Genomic DNA, 18,494 nt, shown 5'->3' with positions numbered 1-18,494 from the left:
ATAGGCCCTTATTCTTCTTCGTCCTTCGGGCCGTTCAGGGTGTTTACCTTTTCAAGCAGATCAAGTTGGGCTTTGTCGTTGGAGAACCTTGTCTGCAAGTCCATGATGTCTTGGTAGGCTTGCGCTTGATCCTCGGGCAGTGTGTAGCCGGGGATTTCGTTCTCGAGGATACCCATCTGGTAAAGCACACGGGGATCAATGATGTCCTTGTAGGTTGTGCCATCCGGATTAAGTGTCTTCGCGGTGATGAAAATAACCAGATTGCGACGCGTCGTGACTTTCGTGGACGACTGGAACAGCTCACCCAAGAGTGGAATTTCGCTGAGGTAAGGAACGCTCGTGTCGGAATCCGTGGTCAAGTCTTCGATCAAACCACCGATCGCCAGTGTGAAACCATCCTTGAGGATCACGTTACTCTGGGTTTCCGTGGTCTGAATGATTGGGATTTCTGCGCCACCTGCACCACCGAAGCTCGTTACACGGTCCGTGCGAGACAGCTGAGGCCGGACGTTTAGTCGGATAAAGCCAGCGCTATTCACATTCGGCGTAACGGAAAGGATCGTGCCGATATCCTTATATTCGAAACCACTCACTTCGAACGAACCAGTTTCGTCGTTGAAGGTATAGCTTGGAATCGGAAACTGCTCGCCGATCACTAGCTTCGCTTCTTCACCATCGAGGGTGACCAGAGTCGGATTGTTAACCAGCTTTGCGTCAGTGTTGCTTTCAAGGAAGCTCAAGATGACGTTGAAGGCGTCAGCGGAGAAAACCGCCGTGTCCGAGCGGGTAACCGTATCGAGCCAGCTTAAGTCACCCAAGACTGCTGAATTGAAGCCGTTGTTGGCAATATTCTGCAAGGTGTTCGAGGTGCTGGAGGAGAAACCGCCGGGGATGTCAAACTGAGAAGACGAATTGGCCGTTGTGCTTGTGCCACGCTCACGTGTGTTGTCGAACGTGTTACCGTTTTCGGAAGTGCGGCTGGATTCAGCCGTATACTCACGATTGAACGGTCCAGCCGTCAGTTGGTAGCCTTGCAAGGACGCCCAATTAACACCTTTGTCACTACGATCCTGGTCATTGATTTCAATGAACTTCGATTCGATCATCACCTGTGGATTTGGTCGGTCGAGGCGCTCAATAATCGCTTGAATGTCATTCATCCGTGAGGGACGTTCCGTCACCAGCAGGGCGTTTGTGCGCTTATCAACTTGGACGCGGCCCCCGTTAGCGGAGTCAATAAGAGGAGCCAGTGAAGATTGGAGCGTGTCGGCGATCGCGTAGTTGATCAAGAAGACCCGTGTGACGGTCTGCTCAGTGATGAGCTCTTCCATGCTTTTAATCTTAATGATGTTCCGGTCTTCGATGTAGGTGTACTGCAATGGCTCAAGGACCACTTCGAACACTTGGCGCCAAGTGACGTTGCGTAACTTAATTGAAGTTCTACCCTGAAGGGTGTCGGGGATGACCACATTGAGGTCATACAAGTCCGCAACATTGCGAATGATCGTCCGCACTTCTTCGTCGGGGAAGTCTACTGAGATCGTGTCGTCGGCACCCATCAGAGCTTCCGTGCCGTCGTTCTGAGTCGGGAACTCAACCGTGCCAGTGCCGCCACCGCTAAAGTCTATTTCCATCGCAGGAATTTCTACCGTCTCTGCGTTAGCAGTGGAGCCGTCAGCCACTTGTTCAATGACCGTCTCGGTGACGGTGACAGGGCGCACGGTCATGCCAGAATCATCCGGGGCATAGGCCGTTGTGGGCGAAGGCTTTGGCGCATCGCCACTTGGGCGCGGCGTTGGCGCAGTCTGGCCCGTCTTTGTGGCAGGAGCAGAGGTCTCCGACGGCGGGGTTTCCCCCTCGAGCGTCGAGCCTGCGTATGGCGGATTCGTGTTGGGAGAAGGAATCGCCGTGCCTGTCAGGTCGCTGGCGTCCTTGTCGTAGGGCTCGACTGTCGGGTCATCTGCAGCGGTGTCGCTGGTTTGAGCGATGCCCGCAGACGTCAATGCAATACTGGCAATCATAGCCAACAGGGCGAGGAGCGAGAGGTTCAAGTGCTTCATTTTCGATCAGGAGTTTAACGTTCAGGCAGTGGCGAAAGAGAGGGAGATGTTAATCACGGGTGACCCCACGTCCCGAGCCAGCATCAAACTGGCGCACGAGCGAGGTTTCGTCTAACCTTAATGTATATGAATCAGAGGTAACGTCAGTAACCTTGATGAGATATGGCTTACCGCCATAGTTTACTTTGATGGCGCTGCCGTCTGGCAGGAGGCCCTTCGGTAAAATCAACACTCCCTTGCCCTCTTTGAATATAATACCAGACGGATTAAGACTGGGAGCGATTCGTTCAAGGACTTCATCTTTGGTAATTTCCTTGGGGGGAGGAGGAGCGGCGGTTTCGGTCTGGACGACCACAACTTTTTCTGCTTCTGGCGCAAATTCAAATGGGTAACGAACTTGAGGCAGTTCTTCCAATAGCGCGGGGTCGGAGATATCGATCTGTTCCTGCGCATTTTTCAGCATATTAATACGCTTCGTTCGCGCGACCACACGGTCAGCTGCCGCCTCTGCTACAATCGAAGTCAGGAGGAAGAAAGTGAGAATGCTAACAAATGCTTTCATGGCTATTTCTTCTTAGGCTCCTCAACCTTTTCGGCGATACCATTAACTATGATGGAAGCCTGAACGTTGTATTTCATACTGGGAGAATCCTTGGGGATAATCGATAAAGATTCGACCCGCATAATATGCCGACCAGTCCGTAACTCATAGAGAAACTTCAACACATTCTCAAATGAACCACTAATGGATAGATTAAATTCGACGATCGGATAGACCTTCATGTTGGGGTCTCCCTTGCGCGTGCCCGTGGAGGGATCAACCAAGTTGACGCCTGCCCGCTCAGCCATCCCGAGGAAGTAACGATAATTGTCGGTATTGGCGTCAGTATCGATCAATCGTGATTCAATATTGCTCACCAAGGCATTCAGCTTTTCCAAGTTGGCAGCCAAATCCACGGCGTTCTGGCTATTGGAGTTAATCTTTTCTGCCTCTTGCTGCAACGCGTCATACTGCGTATTCAGTTCCGGCAAGCGATCACTGCGTAAGAAACCGAGCACCAACATAACCACAAGGACCAAAGTGCAGCCAACTGCCAGCGGGTATTGTTTGAGTTTTGCTATGAGCTGTTGGGTGTTCATGCCGCCTCGTTCAGGTTGATGACGATCGTAAATTCAAACAGGCCAAGTGTCTGATTTCGCTTGGGAACCGATACATCGATCGATTTTAAGCGCTCACTAAACAGCTCAAGCTCCTGCAAAATAATCTTATATTCATCCAGCTCTTGCAATGCTTCGACATTGTCTCCCTTGAGCACTCCACGAAGCGTGTATTGAGGGCTGTAAACAATATTTGGTCGTTTCTGAGTGCCAGCATTTCGGCTGCCCTTGCCAAGGGTGATGCTTTGCAGGGCAATTGTTTCCGGGCGGGATGAAGATAGCTGCATTAGAACGTCCAGCGGATATTCATATCCCTTATAGAAAGCCACCAAATCTTCCGCCTTGGGGCTTTCTTTGGCAAATGCTGAGCTGTCCTTAAGGTTTGTGCGATTTTTCGCTGATTCAGAATTAATGCCGGCTTGCAGGTCTTCGATCTGCGACTGGATCGTCATTCCCTGAAATTCAGTATAGCCAAACCACCCAACGGACAAAATCGCGAGGGCGAGGGCAACGAAGTTAACCAGAAAGTTCGTGCGAACTGCCTTAACATCGGGCAAGGCATCATTGTCCCGGAAGTCCGGGCGCCAATTGGGTGCATAAGCACCATCCTTAGGTTTTTTTTCCGCCATGTGCCTAGGATTTTTGGCTATAATTGCCCATTAAACTGAATAGACCGAACCAACGCGACCCCAGATTGCCCAGGTCAACGCCGTCCGCCACTTTAATCCCCTGATGCTCCAGCCAAGCTTCATAATCTGGCTTAAGCACGTGCACGCCCAATGTCTTCGACAAGGTCGTTGCAATCCATCCGAGGTTGTCAGGCACAAGCCCAAGGAAAATATTACCGATTGTCTGGCCAGTCTGCACTTCATAGAAGCCAGTCGAGGCTTGAAGCTCCTTGAGCAACTTCTTCAGCAGCGTTGGGCCCATTTCAGCGAAATCAAAGGTGCTGGAACCAAAAAGCTTTTGGGCGGATTCTTCATCCTTCAGGCCAAGCTCCTTCTGCACAATGGGATACATGCTCCGCAGACCGTAAGGGACAGGGCGGGCAACATCCAGCGATTTGCCGTTGCAAACCAGAACCAGCGCCTCGTCATAGCCCATTTCCAAAATCAACGTAGGCGACTTTTCACCCTTCATTTGTTGATAATCCAGAACTGCGCCAACGGTGGACACAGAGGCGATATCTACGCGCGTTGGGAAAATTCCGTAGGAAACCAGTCGTTCTTGCTCTGCCCGGAGCGCCGCGCGAGGGGCACCACTGAAGACCAACTCTTTGCCCGCAGTCTTATCTGAGCCGAATTCGCCCCCACCAGAAGCGTTGAGCACCGACATGGCGTAGGAGGCGACGTCGATTTTAAATTGGCTTTTCAGGAACTCTGGCAAATAAGCCGGGTCTTTTGTTTTAGCTGGGTTTTCCAGTGTTGCTCGCCGAATGACGCGAGTGGGCGGATAAATGCCGCATGCAGCATAGGCGTATTGAATCTTTGGATTTCCTACCATGGAGAGGATAGTCGAGCGTATGCTCGCTTCTCCATCAGATAGAGGGATCTCTTCCAGCCCCTCCAACACCATTGGATGCTCTAGACTGGAGACCCTAGCCACGAGGAGGGAGAACTCAGAGAGTTCAACAATTAGCGCTTTGGAACTTGTCTTAGACATCGATTAACAGCAGGCGCAGCGAGCTTCCCCAGATAGGGTAAACTCACAGCTTAACAAAGGGAGATCAGAGTGACGATTAGACCGCATAATAGCCAGCTAGCAGAAAATGAACTACCCACCGACCATTTCATTCACAAGGAAAAAAAAGCTGCACACAATGTTTTTGTCCCGCTGTATGAAGGGTTTACACTTGTTTCACCAACTGGTGAACCCAGACAATTCTCAACAGGTACTCTCATTTGGCTTCAACTCCAGCCATACAAACAGAAAAAGCCGACGGGACTCCGTCGGCTGATCAATACTCAAAGCGTCTAACGACGCCCGCGTCCAGCGCCTGACAATTACCAGGTGCGCTTCTTGTGACGATTGGCGTGTGAGCGCTTACGACGCTTGTGCTTGTTCATCTTCAGACGACGCTTTTTCTTAAGGTTTCCCATGAAATATAAGGATGGTGTGTACTAGGTATGCTGGATTGGAATTTGGAAAAACCGCCTATCTTGCGCTGCAAATGAGGTTTGTAAAGGCGAAAGTTACGTACTAAATACAAAATGCCTGATCGCGCAAATGCATCAATCAGTAAACTCCGCCCATATGCGCGCTAATGGCCCTTCCGGAGGGCATTCCAGCGGCTCAAGGCCCGTCAAGCCTTCCACCATACGGATCCGAGCGAGGTGCACCAGCGGGCGTTCAACAATGCCCCCCCTGTCGCCTCGGGCTTCCGGCCCCTTGAGCACAGACCAGGTTAGCGGCGGGATCTCGCCGTAGAGCGTTTCACCAGGGATGCATAGGCCGACCTCCATCGCGTGCAGGCGTATCTGATGCAACCGAGGCAAGGCCGTAGTCGCCGTCCAACGCTCATATCCGCCACACACCGCACCGCGCCGGAAAACCGTGTGGCTTTTTTTGCCAGTTTTGTGTGAAACAAGCATGCGCGACTCCGATTTGTGACGCGCCTTGTGGCGGGCCACAGGCAAATCGCAGACCAACTCATCGGCCAATTCAGCATTAGCCTTCACGATCAACTCGTAAGTAAACTCAATCTGCGACGACCCAAAAGCATTACGCCAACGCTCCACGCCTGCGCGGGTGTAAGCAACCAGCAGCAGACCACTCGATTCGGGCTCTAGAAAATTGACCGACAGCGCAACCTCCATGCCCAAGCGCTCAAGCTCTGGCTTTTTGGCGCGCAGTTGAGCTTGCAAGCCAGCAATCACCGTGTGCGCCTTGGGGAAAAACGGGTGCGCCTCTGACGGAAAACCGCCGGGCAATGCCAACGCCAACAAACCATCCCCCGCCACTGCCGCCGACAGGCGTACCGGCTCATCGCCCAACAAAGGCGGCGGAAAGCCGATTTTCAGTTCGGTTTTAAAATCAATAGTGATTGCGTCTGGCATGGTGATAGAAGTCGCCGGAAGCTCCGACAGGGACAATAAAAAACTCCCATCGCTAGGCAATGGGAGTCGGTAAATGAAGCGCCGAGCCCTAAGCAGCCGTGAAGATATACTTCGAGATGGCAGCCTTGTGGCGATTGGCAGTGTTAGCGTGGATGATGTTACGCTTACAGGCCTTATCGAGAACGGAGGTATACTCGATAGCGATTTTCTTAGCTTCTTCAGGCTGTTCCGCTACTGCGTTCAGCTTCTTCGCCAAGGTGCGTAAACGGCTGCGGACAGCGCGGCTGCGCTCCGTGCGTGTTACGGTTTGGCGGATGTATTTTTGGGCTTGTTTGGTGTTAGCCATGGAATTGGAAAGGAATTTGGATTAAGAAAAGCCGCTCAAAAAAAGGCGTTTTGCGCGGCCTGTCAATGATGAAAATGAAGGTTTTCGGAAAGCGTAAGCCGGATTCTGTTCGCAGCCGGGTAAACCCAGCTACGTGCTCTCATTCATCTGCGAACCGAAGTTCGCCCCGCCGAAGCGAAATGCGACTTACCCGGGACTTTAATGGACGGGCCGCCCGGTCCCCTACATAGTCTTGCATTGGATTGGGCTTGCCGTGCCGTCTTGGTTACCCTCGACGCGGTGGGCTCTTACCCCACCTTTTCACCCTTACCTCCCGAAAGAGGCGGTATATTCTCTGTGGCGCTATCCGTCAAACAGCGCTTAAACGCCGCCTGCCCCCGCTTTCACGAGGAATCCTGCCCTGTAATGTCCGGACTTTCCTCAACTGTTTCAAAGAACGGCTGCGAGAGCTGCCTCCCGAAAACCAAGCGATGACTCTCTCAGAACCTACAGCCAGTTTCAATCTCCATTTTCGCGACCAATAATCAGAGCACTTGGCTGCTGCGGACCCTTCGCCAAACGACGAATCAGTTGCCAGCCCGCTGGGATCTCTGGCGACCACGCGCCTGGCGCTTCACAAATCAGACGCGCCTCGGTGCCCTCAGCCAATCGGCCTAACAGCAAAGGGAGAATTTCCCCACCCTTCTCATCCCAAAGGGCGTAAGGTGGATCAGCAAAAACCAAATCAAACGAATGACCAATCCGATTAATTGCCCGAAAGAAGTCGCCACGCCAATGTTCGGCCAGCTCGTCCAACGACCGAGGTCCTTCATCCCCCCCCCCCCTTTGAAGCGCCTTAACCACGGCAGCGCGATTTTGCTCCCAGCACTGAAGCGCGGCACGATCCTGTTCAATAAAACAGGCTTTGGCCGCACCTCGGCTCAGGGCCTCCAGCCCATAAGCACCCGTGCCTGCAAAGCAATCAAGCACCTTGGCCCCCTGAACCCGCTCCGGACCCAGCGAGGAAAACACGGCTTCGCGCAGGTAATCCGTTGCCGGCCTCACATTCCCCTTCGCCGGTGCCTTGATCGGGATACCGCGAGCCTGTCCGCCCGTTATACGCATGCTAAAGTTGTTTAAAGTTTCAGATTAAAGATTAAACGAATTTCATTACATCGTTACTTTAACCTTTAAAACTTTAAACTTTAACCTCTACCTCGGCTATTCGGATGGGACATGCTTGGAAAATTGGCTGGAGAGGCTTGATATGCCTGCTGCTGCTGTCAGCGGTAGCGCAAGGGGTAACCTTTGACTGGTCACCCATTTTCTTCCTCGAAGAAGAAACGCTAACCGAACTCAACGCCGATGGCGAAACCATTGAAACCGAGCAGACCACGCATTTTCGCGCGCTGGGCCCCATCTTTGAGGAGCGCAACTCCGAAACCAAAAACATGGCCACGATGCGACCGCTCTTCATCCAGTACGAGGACAAGGAAACCGACGTCTTCCAATACTACTTCGTGCCGCCGTTTTTCGTTCATTATCGCGACCCCAACCTCGTACGTTGGGAGATCTACACCTTCATTCAGCGGCGGCGAACGGGCATCTCCCATGATAATGTCATCGAAACCTTTCTCGTCGTGCCCTTCATCTGGTTCCACTATGAGCCTGATCACCCCGAAAGGTCGTACTATGGAATTTTTCCGATTTACGGCGAAATGCAGGAGTTCATGTTCGATAAGTCCACTTGGGCGCTTTGGCCGCTGTATTGGACAATCACCACAGGCGAATTAACCCGCATGGGCACCCCGTGGCCCTTTGTCCAGACGCTTCACGGGCCAGGGACCGGCGGCCTGCTCCTGTGGCCGATTATTGGCCATTGGTGGCAAGAGGGCAGGATGGACTATCAATTTCTGTTCTGGCCATTTATTTACCGCAAGGTCGACCAGCTCGACCGCCCAATCCCCCGCGTCCGCGAAGGCTTCCTACCCTTCTGGGCAACAGAGCACGGCGAGTTTGTTGACGATGTCACCATTCTCTTCCCCTTCTTTGGCTGGAAGGAGGATCGCACGAAAAACTACAGCGAGGAACGTTACTTCTACCCCTTCTTCATGCAGGGGCGCGGGGACAATCACTACATCAATCGCTGGGCACCGTTTTACACGCACTCCATCGTGACTGGGGTCGATAAAACCTGGTATCTGTGGCCAATGCTCCGCTACCGCACTCAGCGCGAAAAAGACCTGATCATCGCCCGCACACAGTTCTGCTACTTCCTCTACTGGAACGAAACCCAACGCAGCGCGAGCAACCCCAACCTTGCCGAAGCCCACGAAACGCACATCTGGCCCTTCATCAGTGAATACGACAACGGCGCGGGCCTCAAACAGGCACAACTTTTCAGCCCATTCGAGGTCTTTTACCCGCATAGCCAGTCAGTCCGCGATCTTTACACACCGCTCTTCGCCTTCTGGCGGAGCACTTGGCACACCGACACCGGCGAATCCCGCCAAAGCTTCCTGTGGGACTTCATGGTCGAAGAAAAAACGTCCGACAGCACCCGCTTCGAAATTAACCCGTTTTTCCTCGTCCACGATGTCGCCCCGGACCACGCGGAATTTTCTTTGGGCCGTGGCCTACTCGGCTACAAGCGTGAGGGAACCTTCGAGGACGGTGCCGAAACGCTACAGCTCCTGTGGTTCGACATTGATCTATAAAGCGACTCCTTCGGCCATTACATCGCAGACTCGTTTAAAATAGCCGACCGCTCTTTATCACTTGGCCAAGTCCTGTTCCCTCGCCTCCATGTGCGCCTTCCGGTCGATGCTCTCGCTGAGGACCCAAGCTGCAAGCCCACCAATGGCCGCAAAGATGGGTAGCATCACCATCGCCTTGCGATAGGCATTGATTGGGTAATGTCCGTCATCGTTCAATGCCGCGTTTCCACTGGTCCAGTCCAGCACTTCGCCAAAAATGGCCATCCCGAGACCAGCCAAGAGCATAACCATCATGTTGGTAACGGCGATAGACGTGCCGCTGTATTCCCGCGGATTGTGCTCAACCGCCACCACAAAACCGATAACCTGCGGACTCGACACCAGCCCGATGAGGAGCATCAGCGCATAGACGCTCCATAGACTGATGGAGCTAAATACGAGCAGGAGTGCGGTCCCGACAACCGTCAGCGCCGAAGACGCCGTGAGAAGCAAGCGACGGTGCCCAATGCGCTCGGAAAGCCAGCCAACGAAGGGCCCGCCAATCAGCCAGCCGACATACAACATGGAAACAGCGCCCGAAGCCTCGACCTTGGTCTCGCCCGTCAGCGCCATGATGTACTGCACGCCCCAAAGGGCCCCGATGACAGATAGCGGCATGTATAGTGCGGCGGTCACAATCCCCGTCAGCCAAGTCTGTGGATTGAATAAGACTGTTTTTAAACCGTGTAGCAAATTGGCTTTTTTCGCATGGGACTTAGCGACCCGATGCGGTGCCCGGTGCGGAATTACAAAGATGATCAAGAGCAATATAAACAGCCCGAAAAAGCCCGCGTCTTTCATCGTAATGCGCCAGCCGTAGTCCGACACCGCCTTGGCAATGCCCGCGTTACCCACAATCGCCCCCATCATGCCCAGAGAAGTCGTTAGGCCGGACAACAGAGTTAGTTTATTCCGGGGAAACCATTCCGCCGCCAGATACATCGTGCCAACAAATGCAAAAGACGAGCCAAAGCCTTGGCATAGACGCGCCAACCCCAGCATCGGGCCTGAGTGCCCAGACATGACGAAGATGCACCCGAGGGCACAAAGTAGGCAAGCTGGCGCGAGCAGAGCCTTCGCACTAAACCGATCCAGCGCCGGCCCAACGACGAGCTGCATCGGTGCGTAAATGTAATAGTAGACGCCCAATATCCCGCCCAAAGCCCCCGCAGACAGCTGAAACGATGATTGTAGGTCATTCTCCATCACCGATGGTGCCACCCGCACGAAAAATTCGTAGAGGTAAAACAGCGCTGCAGTCCCCCATATCATCCAGGCGCGTACACCCCCGGGCCCTTCTCTAACATTTCCAGCATCTACAAATCCCGCCATACATAAATCTTAACAAACTTCGCCACTGACTCCAGAATGAAGCGTTCTGAGCGACAATTAGAAAAGTAGGGCCGAGAATGGAACTTGATCTTGTGAGACTAACGCTTCGTAACTAGACCTCCGCTTTAGATATGAACACCGCACGCAACATACTGGAAGTCATTGGCAGCAGCTTGACCTTGCTGCTGCGGGCAATTGGGTGTTTACCAAGGCTGCCACGGCAGCTCGGGCGCGTGTTTGAATATAGCTTTCAGATCGGCTATCTGACGCTACCCATCGTCGCAGTACTAAGCTTTTTCCTCGGTGCAGTGCTGGCCCTGCAAACGGGCTACAGTCTGGACTTTGGCGGCGGGCAAGAGCTGATCGGGCGCGTCGTCGGGCTGGCGATGGCCCGCGAGTTGGCACCGCTGATCACTGCGTTTTTGCTGGCTGGGCGCGTGGGCTCGGCGATCACAGCCGAGCTGGCCTCTATGACCGTCTATCAGGAGATCGACGCTCAACGCACCATGCAAGTGCCCCCGGAGCGCATCCACGTCATGCCGCGCCTCGTAGCAATCCTCTTCATGATGCCGGTGCTGACGATTGTCGCGATTCTCATTGGCTGGTTTGGCGGTGCGGTCGTTTCCGAGCACGTAAGCTTCATCGGTCTGGACCCCACCGCCTATTGGGCAAATTTAAAAAGCGTCACCGAGTTCAAAGACGTACTCAACGGGTTGATAAAGGCCGAAGTCTTCGGGCTGGTGATCGTGCTGATCGCCTGCAACCAAGGCTTGATCACCCGCGGCGGCCCGCGCGAAATCGGGCATTCCGTGACGAACTCCGTTGTCTCAAGCATGTTTATGGTGCTCCTGATCGACTACTGCTTAACCCGCATTCTGATGTAAGCCATGCCCGAAAAAAACATCCAGTCTATCGGCGTCGAGATCGAGCACCTGAGCAAACGCTTTGGCGAGCAAGTTGTGCTTGATGACGTGTCGTTCTCGGTGAAGCCCGGCGAAATTTTCGTGCTCATGGGGCCAAGTGGCGCGGGCAAGAGCGTCCTACTCCGACACCTCGTGAATTTGGAAAAGCCCGATGCTGGCCGTGTGCTGATCGGCGGCAAAGACGCTGACGATGACGCGACGCATAGCGCGATTCGCACCGCGCTGGTCTTCCAAGCCGGAGCGCTGTTCAACTCAATGAGCGTCTTTGACAACCTCGCGTTCTATCCGCGTGAGCACCGACTCTACGACAAGGCGACATTGCGGGACAAAGTGGAACACGTCCTGAAAATTCTCCACATCGAAGACGCCGCCCGCAAGCTCCCCGCCCAGCTTTCTGGAGGCATGCGCAAGCGCGTGGCCATCGCCCGGTCGCTCGTTATGGAGCCGCAGTTGCTGCTCTACGATGAGCCAACGTCCGAGCTGGACCCGATCACGGCGGCAAACATTTCCGAGATCATCGGCACACTCAAAGAAGAATTTGCGGTCACGAGCATCATCGTCTCGCACGACCGCGACTTGGCGCTCGGCATCGCGGACCGCGTCGGCCTGTTGATGGCGGGCAAGCTCCTGACCGTGGCGACCCCGGACGAGCTTCGCGCCTCGACCGAGCCCGCGATCACCGAGTTTATGCGCCCCAAGATCGATGTGCACAATCCGCGTTTTCGTCGACTCGCCTAGCATAAAACGTCTAGTGACGTCATTTTTTGGCTGAAAAGACCGGCCATTCCAAAACTCCAGAAGAATAGCAATTACTATTCAAGCAATTGCCTTACAGATACTTATGGCATATTGACGTCGTCCAATAAGCCACTTGGCACGGGATGAGTTAAGTATCGGGTGAACCTCAACCAAGGACACCCAATGAAAAAATGGTTTCATCGCTATCGCATCAGCCTGAGCAGCCGTATCGAACACGTGCTCGACCAGGTCGAAAATCACGAGGCCGTCGTAGCGGCCGCCGTCAAAGAAGCCCAACAGCACTCTGCGCTCGCCCGGGTAAAGCTGCAACGCGTCCGCCGAGACGGTGAAACGCTCCGCCAGCGAGCGGATCAATTGGCCACCGAGGCAACCCGCTGGGAAGAACGCGCTGCCGACTGTGCGGCAACCGACCGCGAGCGCGCCCGGGAATGCCTCCGCAGACGCCGCATGGCGGAGGAAGAGCAAGCCCGCCTGACTCACGAAGCGTCCGAACACGAACGGCTCGAACAGCAATTGACCGCCGATCTACGACGCGTCGATGAACGTGTCCGCGAGCTTCAACGCCGCCGTCACACACTCGCCGCCCGCGAACAACGCGCCGAAGCCGCCGTGCTCACCGCCCCTGGCGAGATCGGCCTGCTCGACGACATCGAAGACGTTTTCGAGCGCTGGGAAGGCAAACTGACCGTCAACGAGATCCGCGCTGATCTGGACTGCGACTCCTTCAGCGACGCCTTCACCCAAGCCGAAGACAATGCCGCGCTCGATGCCGAGCTTGATGCCCTTATTGCCGGGCAAGCGCCGACCGCGACCAAATAACCGAACTCCCAAAAACCGAGCTCCAACTCAATCCATCCATGGACACTCCCATCAATCAACCGGCGCAACTGCCGCCTCCCCTGCCCGGCCAATCGGCCGAGGCAGACCTTCAGCTCGAACTTGAACCGCAGGGCGAAGCAAGCGGCGAGAGCCGCACGCTCTGGCCGTCATTGCCCAAGCTACTCCGTTGGCTGGGAGCCATCACCCTGCTATCATCCGCACTGACGTTTCTTGTCGGTAACTGGATGCACACCGACGAACTCCTCCGCTACGGACAATTCCTCGGCCTCACAGTGATTCTCTCCGCCTGCGGCTGGTTCTGCATCAGCCGCTGGCGCGATGACAAGGGGGCGCGGACTTTCTTTGCCCTCGGAGCAGCCTTGCTCCCCGCACACTTCGCCCAACTCGGCGCAATGCTCTTCGCCAAAATGCAAGGCGAGGCGACGTTTAACGGCAAGCTGCGGGCGTTTCAATTTGAGGCGCTCGACTGGTCAATTCTTGGCCCCACGCTGGGCATCGCACTGCTGGTGCTCATCCCCTTGACCTACGTGGGCTTTGCCTCGATGGCCCGGCCACAGGCGCGCAAGCTTACGCTGCTTTACCTTTTGGCCAACGCCACGCTCCTTTTCACGGTGCGTGATCCCAACGCTGTGGCGTTGATTGGCTTTGCCTTACTGGGTGGGCTTTTCTGGGCGGACCGTCGCTTTTTCGCATCACAGGGTGCGATGAAAACCTGGGACGGCATTGCCATGCGCACACTGCTATTTACGCCGTTTGCACTGCTGCTGGGGCGAAACCTCGTGCTGCATGGTGGGCAGTCTGACTTGCTCATCAGCTTGATGTTCACGACGCTCGCTGGCCTGTTCTACGTCGGGATTCCCCGCATCTTGCAGGACAACGAATACCGCGGCGTCCCCCGCATCATTGCGCTGGCTCCCGCATTTGCCGCGTGGTTCTACATTACCAACGCTCTTGGCTGGAGTGGCAACGACGTCTGGATTCCCGCCAAGTTGCTACCCTGCGCGCTGATCGCCGTAGTGATGTCCACCCGTATGGAGCTCATGGCCGCAGTTACCCGCCGAATCGCCGCCTTCGTGGCAATTGGCGGCGCGCTTACTCAGTTGCTCACAGTAGAAACGCCCATTTCTTCGCTGATCGCCGTGGGCACCTCACTCGTAGTCATCCTAGGTGGTTACGGCATGCGCGAACGCTGGATCTTCCGCACCGGCCTGACTGGGCTGGGCCTAGGGTTGATTTATCATCTGCGCTATGCAGCCGATCTTTACCAAGGCCCCTGGCTCTGGATTTCACTCGCAGCAACTGGCGCAACCGTCTTGTTGGGCTCGTCTTATCTAGAACGTTATGGCCGACAAGGCTTCGATAGGGTGCGAACTTTGCATCGCAAAGTTTCTGGATGGAAATAAGGAGTCGGTCCAAGCGGGTTTCTACGGGAACCCAACCACGCCGGGGGGCCCAGTTGGGCCTCCCGGTCTTATTTCGGCTGAAATGCTTATCAACGCCATACGTAGCGTATTTCATTTTGCATCTCAAATCAGGATATAATCCATGAACTGAACTGAGGCTAATACGATATTGATATCCGTGATCAGATCCTTAGGGTAGCGGCATGAATGCGCCCCATAGCTGCCGAACTTTCCTGCTCGTCGCTTTGTTGACGATAATTACACTTGGGGCCGATGGCCGCACCTATCAAATGAGGAACGGCGACGTGATTAACGGCGAAGTGGTCTCCTTTAAGAACGGCATGATCGTGCTGGCCAAAGACGGTGGCGGCAAATCACTCGTAACACTCGATGCCTTCTCTGACGCCGACCAAGCCTACCTCCAGGAGAAATTCCCCCAAGGTGATAAGCGGGAAGCAGTGCGCGCTACAACTTCAAGAAGCACCATCAAGCCAACACCCACCGCCAAACCGCAAACCGCTGCGCCAACACAACAAAAGGCCGCGCCAGCTCAATCGAACCACCCCGGTCTCAAAACACTGCGACAGGGAGCGCTCCCGCCTGCGATTAAAGCACGCATACAGGGAAAATCTGATTATGTGAGCGTATCTGACCTGAAAGGTAAGATCGTGGTCGTCCACTTTTGGTCCACTGGTACCCCCCCCTCAATCGAAGAGGTCAAGGGACTCGCCTATCTTTACGAAAAATATCATGGCCGCGGCTTTGAGCTGATCGGCGTGGCGATGGACAACAGCCAACGTCGCCTGAACGACGCAGAAGAAGCACTCGGCATCACGTGGCCCATGCGCCTGGATGAAGAACGTAGGACGATTGAGGAATGGGGCGTCACCGCGCTACCGACTAATGTCCTCATCGACCAGGTAGGCGTCATCCGCCAAGAACATATTTCCGCCAACGACCTGCAATACGTTCTAGCCGAACAGCTTGGGCCGGTGAAGTAGCCGATCCGTACTCGACAGCACCCCATATTCCCGAAAGTCTCTTTGGTGTAAAGCCTGCTGGCTACTACAAGCATGAAACCACGAAACCTACGTCACCGTCTGGAAAAGAGCGCCAAGCTACTGGTGGTCGTACAAAAGCACCTGCCCGAGGTACAATGCCAATTCGCCGATGATAAGGGCGAGAACGGCCACTTAATGGTCCGTCTGCCACTCGGCGGTGATCCCGAAAAGTTAGGTGCCGAGCTGGAAAGCCGCGGCTTCCGCTTTACTCGGGCGCGCAGCCCTTGGTTGGGCGCGGAAATCTTCCGTGGGACAAGAGAAGACCAGCCAAAAGTAATCATCGAAGTAGAAATCCCCGCCAATCGCTTAAGCCGCGGACCGGAAGTCACCGAACAAGCCTACAGCTTTAAAAGCAAGTAGCGTGCTGACTGCCTCGGGCCGACTATTCGTCATACCGGCTTTACCAAAAGGCCATTTGGGTACATCCTATCAGGGTGAAGAAAATTCCTGTCCTTCTTTTCTTAAGCCTGTTCCTCAGCGCTTGTGCGCCAAAGCCCGACGCTGCGGCGGGAGACGATGGCTTCGCCCTGCTCTACAGCATCACCAGCCAACAGCAAAATGTGGACAAGCTCCTCTGGATCAAAGATCCCGGCGCGGCAACTGAGGCCTGGGTGGAACAAATTGCAACCTTCAATCAGGCCGTCACCAAGCAGCTCGAAGCTTGGCGCGATGGCGGTCAAGTCTCCAGCCTCACGGCCAGAGGGCTACCCTCCGCCGAAATCGAAGCCCGCGAGCGCGCGACCCGACGGACCACCGGTGAACTGCTCTTCAGCCAAGATGTTGATTTACGCATTTCCCTGATCCTCGCCCAGCTTAAGGCGCTCGGCTATTGTGCCGACCTCAGCTACGCCATCGGTCAGGAAACCAGCGACGAGGCCATCAAAACGACGGTGGCAAATTGGGACACGCGCTTTAAGGAACTCAACGCCAAGGGCATGGCCTTGCTCGAAAACAAGGCCACCACCACCGAAGCTACCCCGCCAGCGACGACCCAAAGCCCCGCGCCAGCCAGGAAATAACGCCTAACGCCGACGCCACACGATTAGCCCCATTAAGGCCAGACCCGCCAACAGCGCGTAGTGCTCTGCCTCGGGAACCTGATTGATGCCAAACTGGTAAGCCGTCACTGCGCTCCAGCTCTCCGTGTTTTCACCATCATTGAGAATGCCTGAGGCCTGCAAATACACCTGATAAACACCCGGCTCCGTAAAAGCCCAGTTGTAGTGTGCGTGCCCGCCCGCCGTTACGCCAACGTTGTCTCCCGCGTCGATTCCATCCCGACTGTTCATGAAAACCGTCGGCGTGGAGAGCGCATCGTTTTGGTAGAGGATAAAATCGCCTGGCCCCGATACATTGATCAACGACAAGCTCAGCCCTCCGACAAAATCCAGCGGATTAATTTCCTCCGCACCAATGCCAATGTAGGGAACGCCGGTGATTTCCGATTGTGGAAAAATCCAGACCGGCTCGCCCGCCTCACCGAGGAAGCCGAAATTACCGGAGCCGGGCGCGAGAATGCGGATCGTGTCGTCTCCGTAGATTAGCGCATCAGCGGGATCGAGCTCGATGTGTTCACCGGGGTTCAGCTCGTCGTCGATGCCTATATGGAGGTCCCAAGCGTCGTCTTCATAGGCGAGACCAACGTCCAGGTGATCATGAGTAATGATGGTCAGCCCAAAGCAAGAGGCGCTGAACGATGGGATGGCTGCGAGGATGATTTTCATAGCTTTATCGATACGTTTGAGTGGGATCAGCGGGGTTACGTCCCCCGCTGAATTGGGATTTGAAATCGTCTGCGTCGACCAGCTCCACATGGCCGTCGGCGAACAGGTAGTTTGCGCTGCCGCCAAGCCCGTTGGCGGCGCTCTCACCGCGCGAGAACCGGTTGGGCTGAATATCCGCAACGACCCGCGACCAATTTTTCCAACCGCGCGAATGCGTGTGGTCAGAATAGGCCGAGAGCGGCTTCTGATCACTTATGATGTAGGCCAGTTGCGTCCGAGCAGGATCGTCCAGTTTAAACACGCTATCGTAGCTCCCGCCCAATGGCCGCCCCAGTTGGTCCAATGCCGGCACAAAGACAAACTCGTTGAGCGCGTAGCTGCTCAGCCCCTGCTCAAGACGCTCCTCAGCCTGCGGGTCTGCCGGGCAGACGCGCACGGCGTCAACGTCTTCCAAGTAAGGCGAAAGCGTGTACACCCAGCTTTCCTCCTCGTCGGACACGTTGTGCATCGTCAGCGGAAAACGCCCCTGATGCTCGTTGGCATGCAAAAGGATCGCCGTGCCCAGCTGACGCATATTCTGCGCGCAGACCACCTTTTCTTGCTGTTCACGCACGCCCGAGACAACCCCGCCAAGGATCGCCGCCAAGATGCCGATGATCGCAATCACCGTCAGCAGCTCAACCAACGTAAATCCAGAAACTTGCCTTCTAACGCAAAACATTTGCATTAACGGCGCCAGCTCAACCGCCCGCCGTCAATACTTATTGCAAATTATTTGCGTTTATGGCCTGCCCGCCAAATGCGTTGGCCTATCCTTTGATTCTACCAGCGAATAGTTACCGGTCTCACACGGAGGGGACGCAGCCCCTAGAGTTGCAAGAACTGCCTTGTTCCGCTGTCTTCTTTTCCGTCTTAAGAAGGGTTATTCCCAATGTGACTACACCTAGTATGAAGATGCATCCGGAAACGTATGAGTTAAAGAAGGTGAGTGTATCGGGTTTCATCATCTGTTTAAACTCATCAGTCATGAAGATACATACAAATGTGAAGATGAGAAATGACGTAAAGCCGGCACCGGACAGCAAGACAACACCAGC

At 54.8% G+C, this 18,494-nt stretch carries 19 protein-coding genes and 1 other RNA gene; 8 read left to right on the top strand and 12 right to left on the bottom strand.

Annotated elements, in window-relative coordinates:
- Positions 1 to 8: 8 nt before the first annotated feature.
- From IE065_RS03820 to IE065_RS03775, 9 genes are all read right to left on the bottom strand, one after another.
- Positions 9 to 2,060, bottom strand: coding sequence for a secretin N-terminal domain-containing protein (locus IE065_RS03820; RefSeq protein WP_189512003.1), 2,052 nt, complete (start codon positions 2,058 to 2,060; stop codon positions 9 to 11).
- 49 nt (positions 2,061 to 2,109) lie between these two features.
- The gene (locus tag IE065_RS03815; RefSeq protein ID WP_189512001.1) at positions 2,110 to 2,622 is read right to left on the bottom strand and encodes a hypothetical protein; all 513 of its coding nucleotides are present in this window, start codon (positions 2,620 to 2,622) and stop codon (positions 2,110 to 2,112) included.
- Positions 2,623 to 2,624: 2 nt separating this feature from the next.
- The gene (locus tag IE065_RS03810; protein WP_189511999.1) at positions 2,625 to 3,200 is read right to left on the bottom strand and encodes a hypothetical protein; all 576 of its coding nucleotides are present in this window, start codon (positions 3,198 to 3,200) and stop codon (positions 2,625 to 2,627) included.
- Complete coding sequence (locus IE065_RS03805; RefSeq protein WP_189511997.1) at positions 3,197 to 3,847, bottom strand: hypothetical protein; 651 nt, start codon at positions 3,845 to 3,847, stop codon at positions 3,197 to 3,199. The genes IE065_RS03810 and IE065_RS03805 overlap by 4 nt, the downstream gene beginning before the upstream one ends.
- Positions 3,848 to 3,851: 4 nt before the next feature.
- Positions 3,852 to 4,880 (bottom strand): hypothetical protein, encoded by a 1,029-nt coding sequence (locus tag IE065_RS03800; RefSeq protein ID WP_189511995.1) that lies wholly within the window; start codon positions 4,878 to 4,880, stop codon positions 3,852 to 3,854.
- A gap of 569 nt (positions 4,881 to 5,449) precedes the next feature.
- Positions 5,450 to 6,274 (bottom strand): pseudouridine synthase, encoded by an 825-nt coding sequence (locus tag IE065_RS03790; protein ID WP_189511991.1) that lies wholly within the window; start codon positions 6,272 to 6,274, stop codon positions 5,450 to 5,452.
- Positions 6,275 to 6,362: 88 nt separating this feature from the next.
- On the bottom strand, positions 6,363 to 6,620 hold the full coding sequence (gene rpsT / locus IE065_RS03785; protein ID WP_189511989.1) for a 30S ribosomal protein S20: 258 nt from the start codon (positions 6,618 to 6,620) through the stop codon (positions 6,363 to 6,365).
- 78 nt (positions 6,621 to 6,698) lie between these two features.
- Positions 6,699 to 7,082, bottom strand: an RNA gene (rnpB, locus tag IE065_RS03780) — RNase P RNA component class A.
- 36 nt (positions 7,083 to 7,118) lie between these two features.
- Complete coding sequence (locus IE065_RS03775; RefSeq protein ID WP_189511987.1) at positions 7,119 to 7,724, bottom strand: RsmD family RNA methyltransferase; 606 nt, start codon at positions 7,722 to 7,724, stop codon at positions 7,119 to 7,121.
- A 104-nt stretch (positions 7,725 to 7,828) separates the two neighbouring features.
- Here IE065_RS03775 and IE065_RS03770 point away from each other — a divergent pair, with 104 nt between their 5' ends.
- Complete coding sequence (locus IE065_RS03770; RefSeq protein WP_189511985.1) at positions 7,829 to 9,316, top strand: hypothetical protein; 1,488 nt, start codon at positions 7,829 to 7,831, stop codon at positions 9,314 to 9,316.
- Positions 9,317 to 9,373: 57 nt separating this feature from the next.
- Here IE065_RS03770 and IE065_RS03765 read toward each other — a convergent pair whose 3' ends face one another.
- The gene (locus IE065_RS03765; protein ID WP_194500002.1) at positions 9,374 to 10,687 is read right to left on the bottom strand and encodes an MFS transporter; all 1,314 of its coding nucleotides are present in this window, start codon (positions 10,685 to 10,687) and stop codon (positions 9,374 to 9,376) included.
- Positions 10,688 to 10,818: 131 nt separating this feature from the next.
- Between IE065_RS03765 and IE065_RS03760 the strand changes: the two genes are divergently transcribed.
- From IE065_RS03760 to IE065_RS03730, 7 genes are all read left to right on the top strand, one after another.
- On the top strand, positions 10,819 to 11,571 hold the full coding sequence (locus IE065_RS03760; protein ID WP_189511981.1) for an MlaE family ABC transporter permease: 753 nt from the start codon (positions 10,819 to 10,821) through the stop codon (positions 11,569 to 11,571).
- Positions 11,572 to 11,574: 3 nt separating this feature from the next.
- Positions 11,575 to 12,348: an ABC transporter ATP-binding protein gene (locus tag IE065_RS03755; RefSeq protein ID WP_189511979.1), complete on the top strand. Its 774-nt coding sequence runs from the start codon at positions 11,575 to 11,577 to the stop codon at positions 12,346 to 12,348.
- Positions 12,349 to 12,507: 159 nt separating this feature from the next.
- Positions 12,508 to 13,188 carry a PspA/IM30 family protein gene (locus IE065_RS03750; RefSeq protein WP_189511977.1) on the top strand — a complete coding sequence of 227 codons (681 nt, stop codon included), beginning with the start codon at positions 12,508 to 12,510 and terminating at the stop codon, positions 13,186 to 13,188.
- 38 nt (positions 13,189 to 13,226) lie between these two features.
- Positions 13,227 to 14,612, top strand: coding sequence for a hypothetical protein (locus IE065_RS03745; protein ID WP_189511975.1), 1,386 nt, complete (start codon positions 13,227 to 13,229; stop codon positions 14,610 to 14,612).
- A gap of 203 nt (positions 14,613 to 14,815) precedes the next feature.
- Positions 14,816 to 15,613 (top strand): peroxiredoxin family protein, encoded by a 798-nt coding sequence (locus IE065_RS03740; protein ID WP_189511973.1) that lies wholly within the window; start codon positions 14,816 to 14,818, stop codon positions 15,611 to 15,613.
- Between the two features lie 72 nt (positions 15,614 to 15,685).
- Positions 15,686 to 16,033, top strand: a complete 348-nt coding sequence (locus IE065_RS03735; protein WP_189511971.1) for a hypothetical protein — start codon at positions 15,686 to 15,688, stop codon at positions 16,031 to 16,033.
- A gap of 74 nt (positions 16,034 to 16,107) precedes the next feature.
- Positions 16,108 to 16,692 carry a hypothetical protein gene (locus IE065_RS03730; protein WP_189511969.1) on the top strand — a complete coding sequence of 195 codons (585 nt, stop codon included), beginning with the start codon at positions 16,108 to 16,110 and terminating at the stop codon, positions 16,690 to 16,692.
- A gap of 3 nt (positions 16,693 to 16,695) precedes the next feature.
- On the opposite strand, the gene IE065_RS03725 is transcribed toward IE065_RS03730, so the two are convergent.
- The gene (locus IE065_RS03725) at positions 16,696 to 17,397 is read right to left on the bottom strand and encodes a choice-of-anchor M domain-containing protein (RefSeq protein ID WP_189511967.1); all 702 of its coding nucleotides are present in this window, start codon (positions 17,395 to 17,397) and stop codon (positions 16,696 to 16,698) included.
- A gap of 4 nt (positions 17,398 to 17,401) precedes the next feature.
- On the bottom strand, positions 17,402 to 18,124 hold the full coding sequence (locus tag IE065_RS03720; protein WP_229792050.1) for a prepilin-type N-terminal cleavage/methylation domain-containing protein: 723 nt from the start codon (positions 18,122 to 18,124) through the stop codon (positions 17,402 to 17,404).
- Positions 18,125 to 18,494 lie beyond the last annotated feature (370 nt).

Origin of the sequence: Cerasicoccus arenae (assembly GCF_014651635.1) — a bacterium.
In the GTDB taxonomy this organism is placed as follows: domain Bacteria; phylum Verrucomicrobiota; class Verrucomicrobiia; order Opitutales; family Cerasicoccaceae; genus Cerasicoccus; species Cerasicoccus arenae.
The sequence above is the reverse complement of the archived record's forward strand: the minus strand, read 5'-3'. Positions and strand labels throughout refer to the sequence as shown.